This window comes from Mesorhizobium sp. M0854 (genome assembly GCF_040319815.1).
GTDB lineage: Bacteria > Pseudomonadota > Alphaproteobacteria > Rhizobiales > Rhizobiaceae > Mesorhizobium.
Window position 1 is genome coordinate 1 of the sequence record NZ_JAMYOL010000012.1, and the last position, 19,338, is coordinate 19,338.

General features: G+C 61.9%; 20 protein-coding genes. 6 read left to right on the top strand and 14 right to left on the bottom strand.

Going from position 1 to position 19,338, the window contains the following annotated elements:
• Nucleotides 1-169: 169 nt before the first annotated feature.
• Nucleotides 170-1,276: an aldo/keto reductase gene (locus tag NKH99_RS19265; RefSeq protein WP_353015035.1), complete on the bottom strand. Its 1,107-nt coding sequence runs from the start codon at nucleotides 1,274-1,276 to the stop codon at nucleotides 170-172.
• 54 nt (nucleotides 1,277-1,330) lie between these two features.
• Nucleotides 1,331-1,759 carry a nuclear transport factor 2 family protein gene (locus NKH99_RS19270; protein ID WP_352471652.1) on the bottom strand — a complete coding sequence of 143 codons (429 nt, stop codon included), beginning with the start codon at nucleotides 1,757-1,759 and terminating at the stop codon, nucleotides 1,331-1,333.
• 114 nt (nucleotides 1,760-1,873) lie between these two features.
• Between NKH99_RS19270 and NKH99_RS19275 the strand changes: the two genes are divergently transcribed.
• Nucleotides 1,874-2,824 (top strand): LysR family transcriptional regulator, encoded by a 951-nt coding sequence (locus NKH99_RS19275; protein WP_352471653.1) that lies wholly within the window; start codon nucleotides 1,874-1,876, stop codon nucleotides 2,822-2,824.
• Here NKH99_RS19275 and tsf read toward each other — a convergent pair.
• From tsf to NKH99_RS19300, 5 genes are all read right to left on the bottom strand, one after another.
• Nucleotides 2,814-3,737 carry a translation elongation factor Ts gene (tsf, locus tag NKH99_RS19280; RefSeq protein WP_352471655.1) on the bottom strand — a complete coding sequence of 308 codons (924 nt, stop codon included), beginning with the start codon at nucleotides 3,735-3,737 and terminating at the stop codon, nucleotides 2,814-2,816. The genes NKH99_RS19275 and tsf overlap by 11 nt on opposite strands.
• Nucleotides 3,738-3,856: 119 nt before the next feature.
• On the bottom strand, nucleotides 3,857-4,654 hold the full coding sequence (rpsB, locus tag NKH99_RS19285) for a 30S ribosomal protein S2 (protein ID WP_031211288.1): 798 nt from the start codon (nucleotides 4,652-4,654) through the stop codon (nucleotides 3,857-3,859).
• A 204-nt stretch (nucleotides 4,655-4,858) separates the two neighbouring features.
• The gene (locus tag NKH99_RS19290) at nucleotides 4,859-5,137 is read right to left on the bottom strand and encodes a DUF4031 domain-containing protein (protein WP_352540673.1); all 279 of its coding nucleotides are present in this window, start codon (nucleotides 5,135-5,137) and stop codon (nucleotides 4,859-4,861) included.
• Nucleotides 5,138-5,179: 42 nt separating this feature from the next.
• The gene (locus NKH99_RS19295; protein WP_353015037.1) at nucleotides 5,180-6,478 is read right to left on the bottom strand and encodes a lysophospholipid acyltransferase family protein; all 1,299 of its coding nucleotides are present in this window, start codon (nucleotides 6,476-6,478) and stop codon (nucleotides 5,180-5,182) included.
• A 135-nt stretch (nucleotides 6,479-6,613) separates the two neighbouring features.
• On the bottom strand, nucleotides 6,614-7,441 hold the full coding sequence (locus tag NKH99_RS19300; RefSeq protein WP_023674927.1) for a cell envelope integrity EipB family protein: 828 nt from the start codon (nucleotides 7,439-7,441) through the stop codon (nucleotides 6,614-6,616).
• A gap of 138 nt (nucleotides 7,442-7,579) precedes the next feature.
• On the opposite strand from NKH99_RS19300, the gene NKH99_RS19305 reads away from it, so the two are divergent.
• The 4 genes from NKH99_RS19305 to NKH99_RS19320 all read left to right on the top strand — a co-directional run bounded on the left by NKH99_RS19305 (nucleotide 7,580) and on the right by NKH99_RS19320 (nucleotide 10,594).
• Nucleotides 7,580-8,044: a RidA family protein gene (locus NKH99_RS19305; protein WP_353015039.1), complete on the top strand. Its 465-nt coding sequence runs from the start codon at nucleotides 7,580-7,582 to the stop codon at nucleotides 8,042-8,044.
• Between the two features lie 14 nt (nucleotides 8,045-8,058).
• Nucleotides 8,059-8,787, top strand: a complete 729-nt coding sequence (locus NKH99_RS19310; protein WP_352624887.1) for a glycerophosphodiester phosphodiesterase — start codon at nucleotides 8,059-8,061, stop codon at nucleotides 8,785-8,787.
• 40 nt (nucleotides 8,788-8,827) lie between these two features.
• Nucleotides 8,828-10,042, top strand: a complete 1,215-nt coding sequence (locus NKH99_RS19315; RefSeq protein WP_352705692.1) for a GNAT family N-acetyltransferase — start codon at nucleotides 8,828-8,830, stop codon at nucleotides 10,040-10,042.
• Nucleotides 10,043-10,162: 120 nt separating this feature from the next.
• A complete protein-coding gene (locus tag NKH99_RS19320; RefSeq protein WP_353015040.1) occupies nucleotides 10,163-10,594 on the top strand; it encodes an HIT family protein in 432 nt (143 codons plus the stop codon).
• Nucleotides 10,595-10,687: 93 nt separating this feature from the next.
• Here the strand turns inward: NKH99_RS19320 and clpA are convergent, their stop codons facing one another.
• From clpA to NKH99_RS19335, 3 genes are all read right to left on the bottom strand, one after another.
• The gene (gene clpA / locus NKH99_RS19325) at nucleotides 10,688-13,156 is read right to left on the bottom strand and encodes an ATP-dependent Clp protease ATP-binding subunit ClpA (protein WP_023674922.1); all 2,469 of its coding nucleotides are present in this window, start codon (nucleotides 13,154-13,156) and stop codon (nucleotides 10,688-10,690) included.
• A 6-nt stretch (nucleotides 13,157-13,162) separates the two neighbouring features.
• Nucleotides 13,163-13,489 (bottom strand): ATP-dependent Clp protease adapter ClpS, encoded by a 327-nt coding sequence (gene clpS / locus NKH99_RS19330; protein ID WP_023674921.1) that lies wholly within the window; start codon nucleotides 13,487-13,489, stop codon nucleotides 13,163-13,165.
• 274 nt (nucleotides 13,490-13,763) lie between these two features.
• Nucleotides 13,764-14,093: a phasin family protein gene (locus NKH99_RS19335; RefSeq protein WP_023674920.1), complete on the bottom strand. Its 330-nt coding sequence runs from the start codon at nucleotides 14,091-14,093 to the stop codon at nucleotides 13,764-13,766.
• 298 nt (nucleotides 14,094-14,391) lie between these two features.
• On the opposite strand from NKH99_RS19335, the gene NKH99_RS19340 reads away from it, so the two are divergent.
• Entirely contained in the window at nucleotides 14,392-15,780 is a 1,389-nt protein-coding gene (locus tag NKH99_RS19340; RefSeq protein ID WP_353015042.1) for an SPOR domain-containing protein, read from the top strand.
• A 47-nt stretch (nucleotides 15,781-15,827) separates the two neighbouring features.
• Here the strand turns inward: NKH99_RS19340 and NKH99_RS19345 are convergent, their stop codons facing one another.
• The 4 genes from NKH99_RS19345 to NKH99_RS19360 all read right to left on the bottom strand — a co-directional run bounded on the left by NKH99_RS19345 (nucleotide 15,828) and on the right by NKH99_RS19360 (nucleotide 19,308).
• Entirely contained in the window at nucleotides 15,828-16,526 is a 699-nt protein-coding gene (locus NKH99_RS19345; protein ID WP_352448805.1) for a DnaJ domain-containing protein, read from the bottom strand.
• Nucleotides 16,526-17,257 (bottom strand): vWA domain-containing protein, encoded by a 732-nt coding sequence (locus tag NKH99_RS19350; RefSeq protein WP_353015043.1) that lies wholly within the window; start codon nucleotides 17,255-17,257, stop codon nucleotides 16,526-16,528. The genes NKH99_RS19345 and NKH99_RS19350 overlap by 1 nt, the downstream gene beginning before the upstream one ends.
• A gap of 124 nt (nucleotides 17,258-17,381) precedes the next feature.
• A complete protein-coding gene (locus NKH99_RS19355; RefSeq protein WP_352478933.1) occupies nucleotides 17,382-17,819 on the bottom strand; it encodes a DUF1489 family protein in 438 nt (145 codons plus the stop codon).
• A gap of 85 nt (nucleotides 17,820-17,904) precedes the next feature.
• Nucleotides 17,905-19,308 (bottom strand): L-serine ammonia-lyase, encoded by a 1,404-nt coding sequence (locus NKH99_RS19360; RefSeq protein ID WP_353015044.1) that lies wholly within the window; start codon nucleotides 19,306-19,308, stop codon nucleotides 17,905-17,907.
• Nucleotides 19,309-19,338: the final 30 nt, after the last annotated feature.

Here is a 19,338-nt window from a genome sequence, read left to right on the forward strand (position 1 = left end):
CACAAATCCTGTGTTGGCTGTGGTAGACAGCTATGTTGTGGAAGTATGGTGCTGCTGGTGTGTCCTCGCCGCCCCCCTTCAAATGGGCGGGCTCACAAACCTCTGGGGGGCGCTTGCGAGCCCGGCCCCCCCCGAGCCGGAAAGTTGAGATCGTGGACCGGGATAGCCGTCAGCTCACGCCGGCAAAAGTGCCTCGCATGAGCAGATCCGGCAGATAGCTTGCCGGCTTACCGCCAACCGCCTGCCCACCGGTCAGGCCGCCTTGTATTTCAGGGCCGAAGAACGAATACGGAAAGGGCGTGACCGGCCGGCTCACCGCATCGAGCCGTGCCCGAAGATCTTCGGGAATGTCGAAATCAAGCGCGCCGAGATTGTCCTTGAGCTGGTCAAGCCTGGTGGCGCCGACGATGACGGACGCAATGCCTGGCCTGTTGGCCGTCCAGTTCAGGGCGACCTGGGCCATGCTGCGGCCGAGCTGGCCGGCAACCCTCTCCAGTTCGGCGACGATTTGCCAGTTGCGATCGGTGAATTTCTGGAAACCGGGATTGGTCGAACCACGCATTGTCTCCAGCCGGCCACCATCCTCGACGATTGTATCGAAACGGTATTTTCCGCTGAGCAGGCCACTGGCCAATGGACTCCAGACCATAATTCCGGCGCCATAGCGCGTGCCGAACGGCACGAACTCGTGCTCGATGTTGCGCTCGGCCAGCGAATATTCGAGCTGAAGCGCCGAAACCGGTTCATAGCCGCGATGCTCGGCGACGGCCTGCGCCCGGCTTGCGTACCAGGCCGGCACGTCGGACAGACCGACATGCCGGATCTTTCCGGCGCGCACCAGATCGTCCAGCGTCCGCATCACCTCCTCCGGCGGCGTCAGCCTGTCCCAGGTATGGAGGATGTAGAGATCGATGTAGTCGGTGCCGAGCCGCTTCAGCGAACCGTCTATCGCCCGCAGGATGTTCTTGCGGCCGTTGCCCCCGGCGTTCGGGTTGCCCGGTTCGGCGTTGTAGGTGAATTTGGTACTGATCACCGACTTGTCGCGCAGCCCACGCTCGGCGATGAATTCGCCGAGCCAGGTTTCGGCCGTGCCACCGGTATAGAGATCGGCGGTATCGAAGAAATTGCCACCGGCTTCGACATAGGCATCCACCAAGGCGCGCGCGGTTTCCTTCTCCGCGCCCCAGCCCCATTCCGTGCCGAACGTCATGGTGCCGAGCGCCAGGCGGGTGACACGCAGCCCGCTGTTGCCGAGCGTGTAGTAGGACATGGTCATGGATTTCTCCTGCAGTTTGAAAAGCGGGATTGAGGTCTTGCCTGGGATACGCAGTCAGGCCTTGGCCAGCGCATCGACCACCACCTGGAAGCGGCGCGGATCGAAATAATCGTGGTAGGCGCTGATCAGACCGCTCTTGAAGTGGAAAATCGCGATATTGCTGTTGGTGTATTCAGTGCCGCCGATCAGCACCGCGCGGTTCTTGTACTCAACGACGATCGCGTCCGAATCCGCTGCCGGATAGATGGCTGTCAGCTGCGAATCGAAGGATTCGAAATTACCGAAGAGGCCTCGGAAGGCCGCCAGGATCGCGGCCTTACCATCGATGCTGTTTCCAAATCCTGCCGGCGGGTAGAAGACAAGTATACGGCCATCTTCAGCCCAAAGGTCGCCCCATGCCTCAATGTCCTTGCGGTGCATCAGATCAAAGAATTTACGCACGGTCTCGATATTACGGGTTCGTCCGGAATCGAGGTCGGTCATTAGACGTCTCCTTGGCTGCTCGGCGATTGCCGTGTGATGTAGCCAAAGATGCGCCCTCCTTTCCCCACCGATAAGATTGCATTATCCGAATGGACTATGCGATATCATGCATGAATGGACCGCGATCTGCTTAGCCACCTACCTATAATCGTTGCCGTCGCGCGGCGTGGCGGCTTCGCGCCGGCAGCCGCCGAGCTCGGCATGAGCCCGTCAGCGGTCAGCCATGCGGTTCGGCTGGTAGAGGAGCGAATCGGCCAGCCGTTGTTTGCCCGCACCACGCGCAGCGTCTCGCTGACCGAGGCTGGCACCGCGCTTGTCGCTGCGGCGGAGCCGGCGCTGGAAGACATTGCCGACCGGATCGAACGTATCCGCTCTGTCAAAGGCCGGGCAAGCGGACTGCTCAGGATCAACGCGCCGCGTTTGGCGCTGCCTCTGGCGCTGATGCCCATCCTGACGGCGATGGCGGAACGTTACCCTGACGTGACGGTGGAGATCGTCACCGACGAACGTCTGAGCGATATCGTCGGCGAGGGTTTTGACGCCGGCATCCGGCTGGGCGAGATGATCGCCGAGGATATGGTGACGGTGCGACTGACAGGGCCTTTCCGCAGCATCATCGTTGCCTCGCCGGCCTATGTCGCCCGGCGCGGGCGGCCATGGGCGTTGGCCGATCTCGCCGTGCACAACTGCATCGGCTATCGGCTGTTGCGATCACGTGCGCTCTATCACTGGGATCTATCCGATCAGGGCAAGGATATCAGCGTCGAGACACGCGGCAGCGTGGTCGTCAGCGATCCGCTGTCGGCAAGGGAAATGGCGCTTGCCGGCATCGGCCTCGCCTATCTGTTCGAGCCGCTTGTCAAGCCTGACATCGAGGCAGGCCGGCTGGTCGAAGTCCTTGGCGAGGCATCGATCGAGGAACCGGGACTGTTCCTCTATTTCCCGCGCCGCGCCGCGATGGCCCCGAAGCTCCGCGCCTTCATCGACACCGCGCAAGAAATCGGCCGGGCATCCTCGCGGATACCCGGCCGAAAAAAGCCTTTCAAACGAATAGTTACTTCTTGACCGCTGCCGCGACTTCCGCCGCGAAATCGGTCTCTTCCTTCTCGATACCCTCACCGAGCGCGAAGCGCAGATAGGCAGCGATTTTGGCTGGCGCGCCTATTTCGCTCTCGGCATCCTTCAGCGCCTTCTCGACGGTAATGTCGGGATTGAGCACGAAAGCCTGCTTGAGCAGCACGACCTCTTCATAGAACTTGCGCAAACGGCCTTCGACCATCTTCTCGATGATCGCTTCCGGCTTGCCGGACTGGCGCGCCTGGTCGGCGAAGATCGCCTTCTCGCGTTCCACTGCGGCCGGATCGAGCTCTTCGGTGGTCAGGGCCATCGGATTGGTGGCAGCGACATGCATGGCAACCTGACGGGCGAAGGCGTTGGCGGCATGCGCGTTGCCCGTCGTCTCGATGGCCACCAGCACGCCGAGCTTGCCAAGGCCGTCGGCGACCGCATTGTGAACGTAGGTTGCGACAGCGCCGTGCTCGACCGTGAGCTTGGCCGAGCGGCGGAAGCCCAGATTCTCACCGATGGTGCCGACAGCGTCCTTGATGGTCTCGGCGACCGATTTGCCCGATCCCGGATAGGGAGCGGCGGCAACGGCCTCGGTCTTGCCGCCATAGGCAAGCGCGACCTTCGCGACATTGGCGACGATCTCCTGGAACGCAGCATTGCGGGCAACGAAGTCCGTCTCGGAATTGACCTCGACGATCGCTGCCTCGCGGACGCCGGAATCTACGCCGATCAGGCCTTCGGCAGCGGTACGGCCAGCCTTCTTGTCGGCCTTGGAAATGCCCTTCTTGCGCAGCCAGTCGATGGCTTCTTCCATATTGCCGTTGGTCTCGTTCAACGCCGCCTTGCAGTCCATCATGCCCGCGCCGGTCAAGTCGCGGAGTTCTTTGACCTGTGCAGCCGAAATGCTCATTGTCGCCTCTTTGTCTAAATGCACTGACGCACCATCGATTTTCGATGATGCGCCTGGTGCTGGTAGCGCTTACCGCGCCAACATATTGGAAAGATGAAGGCCGCAGCCGGCCTTCGCTACTATGCTTCCGGGGTCTGGGCTGCCGGGCTCTCGGCGGCCGGGGTCTGATCGAGCGCCGGCTCGACCGGAGCCTCGACCGATGCGCCGATATCGACACCGAGCGCGCCCTGCTGACGGGCGATGCCGTCGATAGCTGCCTTCGCGATCAAATCGCAATACAGCTGGATGGCGCGGGCCGCGTCGTCATTGCCGGGGATCGGGAAGTCGATCTTGTCCGGGTCGCAGTTGGAATCGATAATGGCAACGACCGGGATGCCGAGACGCTTGGCCTCGAGAATGGCGATCGCTTCCTTGTTGGTGTCGATCACGAACATCAAATCGGGCGTCGAACCCATATCCTTGATGCCGCCCAGCGCCTTGTCGAGCTTCTCACGCTCGCGGTCGAGGTTGAGGCGCTCTTTCTTGGTCAGGCCCTGAGCCTCGCCGGCCAGCATTTCGTCGAGCTTGCGCAGGCGCTGGATGGAATTCGAGATCGTCTTCCAGTTGGTCAGCATGCCGCCGAGCCAACGCGAGTTGACATAGTACTGGGCCGAGCGCTGCGCGGCATCGGCGACGATGTCGGAGGCCTGGCGCTTGGTGCCGACGAACAGCACCCGGCCGCCCTTGGCAACAGTGTCGGAAACCTGCTTCAACGCCTGGTGCAGCAAAGGCACTGTCTGCGAGAGGTCGATGATGTGGATGTTGTTGCGGGCGCCGTAGATATAGGGCGCCATTTTCGGGTTCCAGCGGTGGGTCTGGTGGCCGAAGTGAATGCCAGCTTCCAATAGCTGGCGCATGCTGAAATCAGGCAGAGCCATTCTTATTTCCTTTCCGGTTAGCCTCCACGGACACAGGCATTTTTGGACTTTGTCCTCGAACGCCACCGGAGGTTTCAGCCGGATTTCTCCCGGGCAGACACCAAAGTCCGTGTGTGGAATGAGCGCGCATATAGAGGGGAAGCGCGACAAACGCAAGCGCTGTGGCGTCTTGCGGCTCAGCGTGCGGCGATCAGCGCACCGGTGTCATTGCCGCATCTTCCCCTTCGGCACCCGCACACGCCGGAAAACGGCGACGATCTCCTCGCGGCTGCACTCGATGGCGCCTAACCGCACTGCGCGGTCGCGCTCGAACCCGGTTATGTCATAGTGCGGCGCGGATGTTTTTGGCGGTCCTTGGTAGGACGCGCGCTTGATGCCGAGCTGCCCGGCAAAGCGATGCAGCTCGTCGGTGTCGTCTGCCAGCAGATGACACCAGCGGTGGCCGACCCATTTCCAGATCGCCGCATCGACATAGACCGCCACAGGCTTGCCGCACTCCTTCATCTTGCGCCGACCAACACACCGCTAACGATGATAGAAGGGATTGGCATAGAAAATGAAGCCGCCACCGGCCTCGAGTTGCGTCATCGTCTTGGTGACGGTCTCCTGCATCCGGTCGTGCAGTTCGGCGAGTGCCTCCTCGACGGAGCCTTGATAGGCGTGCAAGCCTAGCGGCTCCGGTACCCGGACATAGGCGCGGCGTGGGCCTGCCGGCTGCGGCACGAAACGGTTGATCGTATCGCGCAGCGTACCCTTGCAATAATCGTTGCGGATCCGCTTCAAATGTTCGGCGATCTCCTCCTGCGTGATGCGCGGGTTGGCTGAGGCCCACGGCCCGACACGCTGCAGGCGCTGGATCGCATCTGCCAGCGTTCGGACCTGCTTCTGGCTTCCGCTGCCATCCGTGCTTTCCCGCAGCCAGCGCCGCGAACGGCGCAAAAGGTCGGCATTGTCGAGCGTGCCGGCGTCGACCGAGACAAGTTCGGCAAGGCGACGGCCGAGTTCGGTCAGCAGGTCCTTTTGACGTGCGTCATACGAAGCCCGCTCATCGGACCGCAGGCCATATGCAGCCTCATCGCGAGACAGCAACGTCGCATAGATATGATGGATGCGCTCCGGCAGCGAATCGGCGGCACGGCGTTCGATTTTCAGGCTGTGCTCGACATAGGCGCATTCCTTTGCCAGCGCTGCCTCGACATTCCCCGTGAAAGCAAGCTTCCAGATCACGGGCGCGATCCAAACCTTGAAATCCGGATCCGTCAGGCGGCCGCGCTTCAACGCCTCGAACCCCATTTCGACCGCGCCCGGCAGCAGCGGGGCAATGATGTTGGCATGCCAGCCGACACCGCCTTCGGGATGCAGGAGCACGCCGTGCCCCTTCAGCGCCCAGGCCACCGAATGTTCCTTGGCGGCCGCGCTGTTGCCCGGGATTTGCGCGATCAGATTGTTGGCCAACCAGAATTTCTGCATCAGCCGGCCAAGCCCGTTGACGACGCCGTGCGTGGCCCAGGATGCCGCCAGCGGGCTTACCCGCGAGACGACCTCCTTGTCGATCATCCAGTCGGTAAAGAATTCAGGATGGTTGGGCGTGATGAACGTCGCCTTGCCCGCGCCGCAACAAGCCTTCAGCCTTTGCCGGTCATCCTCCGGAAAATCGATGTGGCGGACATTGGCGACGCCGCGCAAACCGGCCAGACGGTTGAATGGCAACAGGTCGCGAAACCCCGGAATGCCGTGCAGCATGACAATCCGGTTGACGAATGTCATAGCGTTGATCAGCGTCGCATTGGGCCGCGGCGCCACAAAAACGTCGATCCTGCTCAACCTGCTCCCCCGCGGCGCATACCGTAATAAAACGTTGATAGGCAATTGCGGCATGCTCAAGTCGATGCGACTTGCCCCGCAAGATTAAGCGCTACTATCCTGGATAGCGGCCGGCGGCTTGCCGTTCACTCGAGCTTATTTAGACGGGCAGGTCTTAGGCTGATCGAACAGTGACAGATTGACCAATTTGCCGGTCATCGAGAACTCGCCATAGTCCATGACGAGATCGCGCGTGATGCCGTTCTTGTGCAGCTTGAAGCTGATCCGGTATTCCGGCACCTCCTCGCCGCCTTTGTCGGCATCATCGAAATAGGCGATGTCGACCGGCCAGTATTTGTCGGTGGCGAGCTTGGCCAGCGCCGGCGCTTCCGGATCGGCATTGTCGGCATCGGCTTGCTTGCCGACGACGACGGTGGTGGTCACCACCTTGTTGGCGTCCTCAGAGCCGTCGAACAGGTTGGTTTCGTAGAAACGCTCGCCCTTTTCCGCCTTGCCGATCATTTCGACCATTTGCTGGGTCGGGAACTGGGTCGGCGCGAGTTCCAGGCTGTTCTTCTCGGGCTTGTCGATATCGACCTTGAGACCGTTGGCTTCCTTCGTTGCGGTACCCTTGACCTCCTTGTCGAGGTTCTGGTCGACAAAGGATTTGTTCACGAAGGAGAAGGTCTTGCCCTCGGCATCCTCGAAGGTGGTCATCTGCTGGTCGGTCAGCCTTGTGTTGTCGCTGGTTACGATCTGGGTCACCAAACGGAACTTTACCGTATAGCCCTCGCAAGGCGAGCCGTTGAACTCGTAGACCATGCGGCCGGTGATGCCGGTAATGCCGGAACGGTCTGAAGCCTTGTCGAGTGAAATGTCGTAAACAGCACGATGCGCCTGCAGCGCAGGCACCGCAAAAGCGGGAGCCGCCCAGGAAGCCGCTGTCAAGAGAACGGCGTTGAATGCGAGGCGCGTTGCGCGCATGGGGTGCTCCGATCATCGCGGCTAGTGGCAAGCCGCATGGAAAGATGGTCCAGCTTAAAAAAAGTCGTGGCGGAAGCGAGGCAAAAATAGCAATTTCGGCTCGGCCTGCGCGGCACCTTCAAGCAATAGGGAAATAGCATGAGCGAAACAATCGAAAAGCGGCTAAGCGATCTCGGCGTGACGCTGCCGGCCGCCGCCGCGCCCGCCGCCAATTACGTGCCCTATTGCCGGACCGGCAATCTGCTGTTCACCGCCGGGCAGTTGCCGCTCAAGGAGGGCAAGCTCCAGGCGAGCGGACTGCTTGGCCGCGATGTCGACACCGCGACCGGCAAGGAAGCCGCAAAATACTGTGCGATCAACATATTGGCCCAGGCTCAGGCGGCACTTGGCGATCTCGAGAAAATCCGTCGCTTGGTGAAGATCACCGTCTTCGTCGCCTCGGCACCGGATTTTGTCGAACAGCATCTGGTTGCCAACGGCGCCTCGGATTTTCTTGCCGCCGTGCTCGGCGATCGTGGCAAGCACGCTCGCTCCGCCGTCGGCACCGTCTCCCTGCCGCTTAATGCCGCAGTGGAAATCGAAGCGATCTTCGAAGTCGAATGACCGGGACTGCAACCATGACCGATCTTTCCTGGCTGACCGCCCGGCCCGTCGCCCATCGCGGCCTCCACGACATGAACAAGACGCGCTGGGAGAACACCCTTTCCGCCTTCGCTGCGGCGGCCGAGCGCGGCTACGCGATCGAATGCGATGTGCACCTATCATCCGACGGCGTCCCCGTCATCATCCACGATGGCGATCTGCGGCGGCTGACCGGCGAGGACGGCTTCGTCTGGCAGCGTACGGCTGCCGAGATCACGGCGCTGAAGGTCGGCGGCACCGCCGACCATTTGCCGACGCTGCAGCAGGCGCTTGATCTGGTCGACGGCCGTGTGCCGATGGTTGTCGAGCTGAAAGGTGCTGCCGGGCACGACGAAGGCCTGGTCGAAAGCGTCGGCAAGATGCTCAGGCATTACAAGGGCAAGACCGCGATCATGTCGTTCGACCATTGGCTGATCCGCGAGTTCCCGAAATATGCACCCGGCATACCCGGCGGGTTGACCGCCTACGGCAACGACAACCACCTGATCGAGGCGCATTTCGCCATGCTGGCGCATGACATCGCCTTCACCTCCTACGCTGCCGGCGACCTGCCGAACCGGTTCGTCTCCTTCGTGCGAGAGAGACTCGGCATGCCGGTGATCACCTGGACCGTGCACGACCAGCCTGCCGTCGACCTGACCTTCAAATATGCCGACCAGATGACGTTCGAAGGATTCGAGCCCGATCTGGTACGGCTCGCCTGAGCGGGCTTGTATGGGTCCGCAGCGAGCTTAAGTAAGCCTCATGGATCAAGGGGACGACTGCGAAAGACAAACGGCGAATGCGGAGCTGTCGATCCGCATCGCCGCAGGCATCGGCGCCTTTACCAGCGCTGAATGGGACAGCCTCGGCGGCACTACACGCGGCGATGCAGAATACGGCTACAACCCGCTTGTTTCATTCGCTTTTTTGAGCGCGCTGGAAGATTCCGGCTGCGCTGTTCGGCGCACCGGCTGGCAAGGCCATCACCTCAGGCTGGAAACCGCGCGAGGCAAGCTGCTCGGGGCGGTCCCCTGCTATCTGAAGTCGCACAGCCAGGGCGAATATGTCTTCGACCATGGCTGGTCGGACGCGTTCGAACGCGCCGGCGGGCGCTACTATCCGAAGCTGCAATGCGCGGTGCCGTTCACACCCGTCACCGGCCCTCGCCTGCTGGTCGGCAGGGGCGAGGACAGCCCCACCGTCAAGGCCGGTCTTGCGGCCGGCCTGAAGGCGGTGACGGATAAGCTCGGCGTGTCTTCCGCGCATGTTACTTTCGCGCCGGAGGACGACGTCCAGATATTGGCGGCGGCCGGCTTCCTTCATCGCACCGACCAGCAGTTTCACTTCTTCAACGAAGGCTTTTCGAGCTACGACGATTTTCTCGCAACGTTAGCCTCGCGCAAGCGCAAGGCAATGAAGAAAGAGCGGCGCGAGGCCCTCGCCGACGGCATCTCGATCGACTGGCTGACCGGCAAGGATTTGACCGAAAAGGCCTGGGACGACTTTTTCGCGTTCTACATGGATACCGGCAGCAGGAAATGGGGCCGGCCCTACCTCAACCGCGATTTCTTCTCGCTGATCGGCGAACGCATGGCCGACGACATCCTGCTGGTCATGGCCAAACGCAACGGGCGCTACATAGCGGGCGCCATCAACTTCATCGGCTCAGACGCGCTCTACGGCCGCAATTGGGGCTGCATCGAGGACCACCCATTCCTGCATTTCGAGGTCTGCTACCATCAGGCAATCGATTTCGCCATCTCGCGCAAGCTGAAGGTGGTTGAAGCCGGTGCGCAGGGCGAGCACAAGCTGGCGCGCGGCTACCGGCCCGTGACGATGCATTCGGCGCACTACATCGCCCATCCAGGTCTGCGCAATGCAGTGGCCGACTACCTCCAACGCGAGCGGCGCGAAGTCGAGCGGATGAGCGAATATCTGGAAGAGCACACCCCGTTCCGCAAGGACATGGCGGAGTAGAGTAGCGAGCCCCAATCGCTCAGCCGAGCGGGCCGGCACGGCCGATGTCGACCGATCGTCTTGCCCGCCCGGAACAGCTTCGCTACACGAGACAGCGAGCCAAGAACCGGAGCGCGCGCCATGGCCGAAGCAACCTATGACAGCAGCAACATCTTCGCAAAAATCCTGCGCGGAGAAATCCCTTCGCACCGCGTCTACGAAGATGACGCGGTCATCGTCTTCATGGATGTGATGCCGCAAGGACCGGGTCACACGCTAGTGGTGCCGAAAGCGCCGTCGCGCAACCTGCTCGACGCGGATCCGGCGGTGCTTGGCCCGCTCTTCGTTCACGTCCAGAAAGTTGCGCGGGCCGTAAAGAAGGCCTTCGATGCCGATGGCGTCACGGTTATGCAGTTCAACGAACCAGCTTCGGGGCAGACCGTTTTCCACCTCCATGTCCATGTCATTCCGCGCTTCGATGGCATTCCCTTGAAGCCGCACAGCGGACAGATGGAAAAGCCTGAAGTCCTGGCCGAAAACGCCGGCAAGATACGGATGGCGCTGGCAAGCTGAACCGGTGCAACCGCTCTGGCGGGCGCCGGGCGGTTAACCGGAAGGTGTCACAAAAAAAGCCCCGTTTCCGGGGCTTTTTTACTGGCTGATTCGTCAGTTCTTACGGGGCAGTTGCGGCACAAGGCTGCGCTTGCCGCCGTCCTTACCTTTGGGCTCCGGCTTCTGCGCCACCGCCTTTTTCGCGGCGGGCTTCTTCGCCACCGCCTTCTTGGCCTTCGGCACGTCGTCCGGCTCTTCCTTCTTCGGCTTCACCGGCGCCTCGTCGGCGAGCGATTCGAGCTTCAGGCCGGTCTCGCCGGTTTCCTTCTTCTCGACGGTGACACGCACCGTGCCGCCCTTCTTGAGCTTGCCGAACAGCACCTCGTCGGCCAGCGGCTTCTTGATGTGCTCCTGGATGACACGGCCAAGCGGCCGGGCGCCCATGCGCTCGTCATAGCCCTTATCGGCCAGCCATGCGATTGCATCCTGCGACAAGTCGAAGGTCACGCCACGCTCGGAAAGCTGTGCTTCCAGCTGCATGACGAACTTCTGCACCACCTGATGGATGACCGGCACCGGCAGCGAGCCGAACGGAATGATCGCATCGAGACGGTTGCGGAACTCCGGCGTGAACAGCCGGTTGATCGCCTCGACATCGTCGCCTTCGCGCTTGGTCGAACCGAAACCGATGGCCGCGCGCTGCGCGTCGGACGCGCCCGCATTGGTGGTCATGATCAGGATGACATTGCGGAAGTCGATCTGCTTGCCGTTATGGTCGGTCAGCTTGCCGTGGTCCATGACCTGCAACAGGATGTTGAACAGGTCCGGATGCGCCTTCTCGACTTCGTCCAGCAACAGCACGCAGTGCGGATGCTGGTCGACGCCGTCGGTCAGAAGGCCGCCCTGGTCGAAGCCGACATAGCCGGGAGGCGCGCCGATCAGCCGTGAAACGGTGTGGCGTTCCATATATTCCGACATGTCGAAGCGGATCAGCTCCACGCCGAGCGAGGCGGCGAGCTGCTTGGCCACTTCCGTCTTGCCGACACCGGTCGGACCCGAGAACAGGTACGAGCCGATCGGCTTTTCCGGTTCCCGCAGGCCGGCCCGCGCGAGCTTGATGGCCGAAGTCAGCGCGGTGATCGCGGTGTCCTGGCCGTAGACGACGCGCTTCAACTCGATGTCGAGACCTTGCAGCACCTTCTCGTCGTCGGCGGAAACCGTCTTCGGCGGGATGCGCGCCATGGTGGCGATCGTCGCTTCGATCTCCTTGATGCCGATGGTCTTCTTGCGCTTGGCTTCCGGCACCAGCATTTGCGAGGCGCCGGTCTCATCGATCACGTCGATCGCCTTGTCCGGCAGCTTGCGGTCGTTGATGTAACGCGCCGAGAGCTCGACCGAAGCCTTGATCGCCTCGCTCGTGTAGCGGACCTTGTGGAACTCCTCGAAATAGGGCTTGAGGCCCTTCATGATCTCGATGGCGTCCTCGACGGTCGGCTCGTTGACGTCGATCTTCTGGAAGCGGCGCACCAGCGCGCGGTCCTTCTCGAAGAACTGACGGAACTCCTTGTAGGTGGTCGAGCCGATGCAGCGGATGGCGCCGGACGACAGCGCCGGCTTCAACAGGTTCGACGCATCCATGGCGCCGCCGGAGGTGGCCCCTGCCCCGATCACGGTGTGGATTTCGTCGATGAACAGCACGGCGCCGGGATAATCCTCGAGCTCCTTGACGACCTGCTTCAGCCGCTCCTCGAAATCGCCGCGATAGCGGGTGCCGGCCAGCAGCGTGCCCATGTCGAGCGCGAAGATGGTGGCATTGTGCAGCACTTCGGGAACGTCGCCCTCGACGATGCGCTTGGCGAGGCCTTCGGCGATTGCCGTCTTGCCGACGCCGGGATCACCGACATAGAGCGGGTTGTTCTTGGAGCGGCGGCACAGCACCTGGATGGTCCGGTTGATCTCGCTCTCGCGACCGATCAATGGATCGATCTTGCCGGCCTTAGCCTTGTTGTTCAGGTTGACGCAATAGGCAGTCAGCGCGTCCTGCTGCTGCTTCTTCTTGCCGCCTTCCTCTTGCGGCTCGGCCCCGCTCTGGCTGCCTTGCTCGTCGTCGGCGCCGCGCGGCGTCCGCGTCTCGGAAGCGCCGGGGCGCTTGGCGATGCCATGCGAGATGTAGTTGACCGCGTCGTAGCGGGTCATCTGCTGTTCCTGCAGGAAGTAAGCGGCGTGGCTCTCGCGCTCAGCGAAGATGGCGACGAGCACGTTGGCGCCGGACACCTCCTCGCGGCCTGACGACTGCACATGGATCACCGCGCGCTGGATGACGCGCTGGAAACCGGCAGTCGGCTTGGAATCTTCATCGTAGCCGGTGACGAGGTTGTCGAGCTCGGTGTCGATATAGGTGAGGACCGTATGCTTCAACTCGTCGAGATCGACGTTGCAGGCACGCATGACGGCCGCCGCCTCGGTGTCGTCGATCAGGGCGAGCAGCAAATGTTCAAGGGTTGCATATTCATGGTGCCGCTCATTGGCGAGCGTCAGCGCTTGGTGAAGCGCCTTTTCCAGGCCTTGGGAGAAAGCCGGCATGTTACCTCACTTCTTCTCCATCACGCATTGCAGCGGATGCTGATTCTGTCGGGCGAAATCCATGACCTGAGCCACTTTGGTCTCGGCCACCTCGAATGTATAGACCCCGCACTCGCCCACCCCATGATTGTGAACATGAAGCATTATGCGTGTGGCGGCTTCGCGGTCCTTCTGGAAAAAGCGCTCCAGCACGTGGACCACGAATTCCATGGGTGTGTAGTCGTCGTTAAGAATGAGGACCCGATACAGACTGGGCTTCTTGGTCTTGGTTTTTGTGCGCGTGATGACGGCCGTGCCGCGACCGGCCTCATTGCCGTTGCTGCCGTTCTGCATTCGCACCACGTAGCTCGTGGCAGTCAAACCTGTAGTCACGTAGTCCTGCCTCTTTCGAATCCTCATGCATGCTCGACATGTAGGTGTTCGATGGACGATTTTAAGCCCTTCTGTTTAGCTGACAATATGGCTAGGTGGCCAAACTTGACCGATTTTTCAAATCGTGAAGACCGCAGGCCCCCGATTTCGAGCTGGCATGAAAAAACCCGGCCGCGCGTTCGCGACCGGGTCTGTCTTTGCAAGCCCAGGGGCCGGCTCGGAATGTTCGTCGAATTTACTTCGCCTTGGCGACGATCGATTCGAACGGCTTGTAGGCTTCCTTGGCGAGTTCGGCATAGAGATCGCCAAGCTTGGTGGCCTCGGTAACGAAGCTCTCATAGGACTGCTTGGCATAGTCGGACTGGATCTCGATCGCCTTGTCCAGCGACTTGGCGGAAAAGAGCTTCTCGACAGCGGCGCTACCGGCTTCGAAGCTTTTCTTGGTGTACTCGCCCGCCTCGGCGGCGATAGCCTGCGCACCCTTGGACAGCGAGGCGAAGCTCTTCAATCCGGTGTCCGCAAATTCCTTGCCGTATTTGCTGAAATCTTCATAGGTCTGGGTCATTTCACGCATTCCCTTGAACGGTTGCCTTGGACGATAGACGCGGCTTGTCCGGGCCGCGTTGTGCAATGCGTGTAAATATATTGTGCAGTGCACAAAAGTCAAGATTCCCGCGGCAATGCGGATCGTGAGCTGCCGGCAATCGCTAAGATTCGAATAAAGAAAAGCTCAATCCCACAGAAAATGGTGAACGCGGCGGTTACCATAAACGGATTGGTAACGCTGCCCGCGTTAGCGTGGCCGGAGGTGAGGCAGGACCCTTTGCCGCCTCCAAGGCAACGGAAATTCAAAGGAACTATCAGTGCGTAAGGCGTTGTCGGGCTTCGTTTCCAAATCCGCGTCCCCCTTCAAAACGATCATGATCCTCGCCATGGCGATGAGCTTCGTCGTCGCGGACGCGGCTTCATCCATGGCGGCCAAGTCGGCGGCCATCGTCATCGATGCCAAGACCGGCAAGGTGCTTTATTCGTCGGATGCCGATGGCCGGCGCTATCCGGCGTCGCTTACCAAGATGATGACGCTCTATCTGACGTTCGAGGCGTTGGCGAAGGGCAGGATCAGCAAGAATTCCCCGGTCGTGTTCTCGGCCAATGCCGCTGCCGAACCGCCGACGAAGCTCGGCGTCAAGCGGGGCGGCTCGGTCACGGTCGAGACCGCGATCCTGTCGATGGTGACCAAATCGGCAAACGATTCCGCAACAGCGCTTGGCGAGATGCTCGGCGGCAACGAAGCCAATTTCGCCCGCATGATGACCGCCAAGGCGCGGGCGCTGGGCATGAGGGGAACCGTTTTCCGCAACGCCAACGGCTTGCCTGATCCCGGCCAGTTCACGACCGCGCGCGACATGGCGATGCTCGGCATCGCCCTGAGAGAGCATTTCCCGCAATACTACGGCTATTTCTCGCAGCGCTCCTTTCTTTACGGGCGGCAGCGCATCAACGGCCACAATCGTCTGCTCGGACGCATCAAGGGCGTCGACGGCATCAAGACCGGTTACACCCGCGCCTCCGGTTACAATCTGGTCTCCTCGGTCTCGGATGGCGATCGGCGCATCGTAGCGGTGGTCATGGGCGGCAGGTCCGGCGGCAGCCGCGACAGCCAGATGGCCGGGTTGATTAATGCCTACATGCCGCAGGCGTCGTCGCGCGGCGGCGGCGTGCTGATTGCCAAGGCCGGCGGCGGCAATCCGATTTCAGCCTTGGCCAAGGTGCTTCTACCGAAGCATGACGCGCCGACACCGGACAGTAAGCCGGACGACGATGCCGTTGCCTCTCTTGTCGAGGAAAATGCGCCCGTCGTTGAAGAGACCGCTCCGCTCGTTCAGGCCAAGAGGGTCAAGACGACGGCTGTGTCGACGGTGGACGACGTGGCGACAGCCCGGGTCGCCGCAGCCTATGCCGAACCGGCGGCAGAGGTCGATCCTGTCAGCACGGCGTCGGTGCCATCCGGCTGGGCAATACAGGTCGCCTCTTCGCCAAAACAGGCCGAAGCGAAGGCTTTCCTCGACAAGGCGACGAAGCAGGCGCCCTCCGTTCTGACCGATGCCTCCGGTTTCACCGTCGCCTTCGACAAGGACGGTGTCACCTACTACCGCGCCCGGTTCGGTGGTTTCGGTTCGAAGACGGCTGCCTGGAAAGCCTGCAACGCTTTGAAAAAGAAGAAGATCGAGTGCTACGCCGTCCAGCAGTAAGCGGCGCGCAAAACGATATCTTTCCCGAAGTTCTGCGTCGAAGGAGACTAGTTGTGATTGGAGAGCAAGACGTCCTTGGCTTCATTGATCCGCGCCGCCAGGAAAGACGTGCCACCGATATCGGGGTGCAGGCGCTGCATCAAGCGGCGGTGCGCCTTGCGGACATCCGCCGCGGCAGCCCCCGCTTCAAGACCAAGGATCTTGTAGGCCTCCTCCTTAGTCATGGCGCCAGAACCTGGCGCAACACCCAGCCCTTCGCCACCATTCGCATCAGCGTCTTTGCGCCAGATGGGAAATCTGCCGTCAAGATACGTCTCTAGCAATTGGCGGCTCTCCGGATCGCCGGAGAGTTCGCGATAGAGTTGCTGCAATTCGGCAAGCCCCATCGAGCCAAGCATCTTGCCTTCATGGCGCCCGGCCAGCACAAGGCCTTCGAGGCCGCCGGTATCGTGATCGAGTTCCATCTCAAGCGCCGCCGTACGAACTGTCGAACGCTTGCCTGCCGCCAGTTTGGCTGCCGGCCGATTCATGCGCATGGAGCCGTACCAGGCGAGCGCAGCCGACAGGATCAAGCCCCCGATGCCCTCGCGCCCGACCAGCAGCACGGCGACGCCGACCAGCCCGAGCAGCACAGGTCCAAGCGTCCTCATGCCGCCTGCAAGCTTCGCCGGATCGGCGCGCAGGAAGATGGTGAGCATGCCGAGAAACACCAGAAGCAATGCTACGAAAGCGATAATCGCGCCCATCAGTTTCCGCCGCCCCGCATATGCTCGATCATCAGTCGGTCCTCCGGCCTGCCCCGGGCCTCCAGTGCCTTCAGCCCGCCGGTCGCAAACACGGCGACGGACGAAAGCAGGCCGGCCAACGTCGCGGCAGCCCGCCGATCGAACCGGAACCAGGCCCCTTTCGACAGCCGCGCAATTTCCTTGAACGCCTTTTCCGCAGCGGCATCATGGCCCTCCTGAAAGACGAAGACAGGAACGCCGTGCAGACCGAGGCTGCCGGCCTTTTCGGCCAGATCATCTATGTTTTCTTCCATCGCGTCGCCGATATAGACCAGCGCGTTGACCTTGGCCGCCGCCGTCTGTTTCAGCGCGTGGGCGAGCACCTTGCCGATCTGGGTATGGCCGCTGCGGCAGTTGATGCGCGTCATCAGCTGTTTCAGAGCTGCGGTATCGGTGACGAATGCGGATGCGCGGCACTCGCCAAGGCCGCGAAAATAGACAAGTTGAACCTTGAGCGCCCCGGTCTTGCCGACGGCGTCGAACATCTCGGCCTGCAGCGCACAGGCGAGATCCCAGGTCGGCTGGCGGCTCATTGTCGCGTCGAGGGACAGGATCAGCCTGCCTGAACCGTTGGCGGATGCAGCGAGCGTCCTTGCCTGACGGAGAAACGCGTCGATCTCGCCGGTGCTCGATTGAGACTCGACCGGCGCAGGATTGGCCCTTGCAGGCACGGGCTGCTTCTTGTCGCTCATAACATTCAAGATGTGGCGTTGTTCCCCGGCTTGCAAGCCCAGATGCGGCGGCCTGGAGGACTGGTGATGATGGCACCTGCGGACAACGCTTCGGCTGGTGATCTTGGCGTTGCGTTTCTTGGCGTCAGAGCAGGCCGAGATCGGCAAGCTCACGCCTGAGCTTCGGCGGCATCTCGATCAGCCCGGCTTTGCCCTTGCCGAGATCGGCCGGCGCGTCCGTCTGCTTCAGGTAGCGCCACCCCTGGAATGCACGGCGCGGTTGCCAGTCAGTGCGCACGACCTCGGGATCGAGGATCAGATGGCAACGGCCGATGCCCTCGTCATCGGTGAAGGGCCGGATTTCGGTGATCAGCTGGCGGCATTGGACATTGCCCTTGATCACCCAGTAGAGCGAGCCGCCGTCGGTAATCTCGGCGCCACGCGTCGGCACCATGCGGGTGGTGTGGTAGTGCTCGGCCGGTTCGCCGGCGCGGCGCCGCTCGTCGAGACGGAAGGCAATCCACTCTTCCAGATCCTCGACGCTGTCACAGCCGACGCAAAGCTTTATGAGATTGAGAGACATCGTTTAAGGTTTAGTCCAGCACGCGAACGCGTCAACGGCCTGATCGACTTCTCCACAGTGGTGGTCCATGCCGCCAGATTGGCGCTCAGCACTCCACGACATTGACGGCCAATCCGCCAAGGCTGGTTTCTTTGTACTTTTCGTTCATGTCGAGGCCGGTCTGGCGCATCGTCTCGATCGCGGCATCGAGCGGCACGAAATGAACGCCGTCGCCCTTGATGGCCAGCGAAGCGGCGGTCACCGCCTTGACGGCACCAAGCGCGTTGCGCTCGATACACGGCACCTGCACCAGGCCGCCGACCGGATCGCAGGTCATGCCGAGATGATGTTCCAGCGCGATCTCGGCAGCATTCTCGACCTGCTCGGGCGTGCCGCCCATGACGGCGCACAATCCCGCCGCAGCCATTGCCGAAGCCGAACCGACCTCGCCTTGGCAGCCGACTTCCGCCCCCGAGATCGAAGCATTGGTTTTGATGATGCCGCCGACGGCCGCCGCCGTCAGCAGGAAATCGCGGATGCTGGGCTGGTCGGCTTCGGGATGGAAATGCAACCAGTAGCGCAGCACTGCGGGCAGAGTGCCGGCCGCCCCATTGGTTGGCGCGGTGACGACACGGCCGCCGGCAGCGTTCTCCTCATTGACCGCCATCGCATAGATCGACAGCCAGTCGTTGGCGAGCAGCGGGTTAGGCCGGTTCTGCTGCCATTGCTCCTGCAGCTTGTCGTGCAGCATCCGGGCACGGCGGCGCACCTTGAGTCCGCCCGGCATGATGCCGTCTTGCGACAGGCCGCGCTCGATGCAGCCCTTCATGGCGCTCCAGATGCCGTCGAGGCCGGCGTCGAGCTCCCCGCGCGACATCTGTGTCTCCTCGTTGACGCGCTTCATCTCGGCAATGGAAAGCCCACTTTTCGCTGCCATGGACAGCATTTCGACGGCGTTCTTGAACGGATACGGAACCTTCTTGCCTTCGGTTGTCGCCGAGCCCCTCGCCTTCATCCGCTGCAGTTCTTCCTCGGACACTACGAAGCCGCCGCCGATCGAATAGTAGACGCGCCTCAGCAGCAACCGGTCGCCGGCATCATGGGCAGAAAACGCCATGCCATTGGCGTGACCCGGCAGCGGCGTCTTGCGATCCAGCACAAGATCCGTTGCCGGGTCGAAACGGTAGGACGGATGGCCGGGCGGCGAAATCCGCTTCTCGGCGGCGATGCCAGCGACGATGCCGTCTGCTAGGTCGGGATCCGCCGTCTGCGGCGTCTGGCCGGCGAGGCCGAGCACCACGGCACGATCGGAGCCATGGCCGATGCCGGTATAGGCGAGCGAGCCATGCAGGCTGGCAGCGATCCGGTCGACCTTGGCGCCGGCCGGGCGCGGCCAGTCGTCTCCCGCAATCTCGTCGAGAAACCGCCGCGCGGCCGTCATCGGCCCCATCGTGTGCGAACTCGATGGGCCGATGCCGATCTTGAACAAGTCGAAAACCGAAAGGAACACGTGGGCGTTTTCTCCTGGGACCCTGTTGAG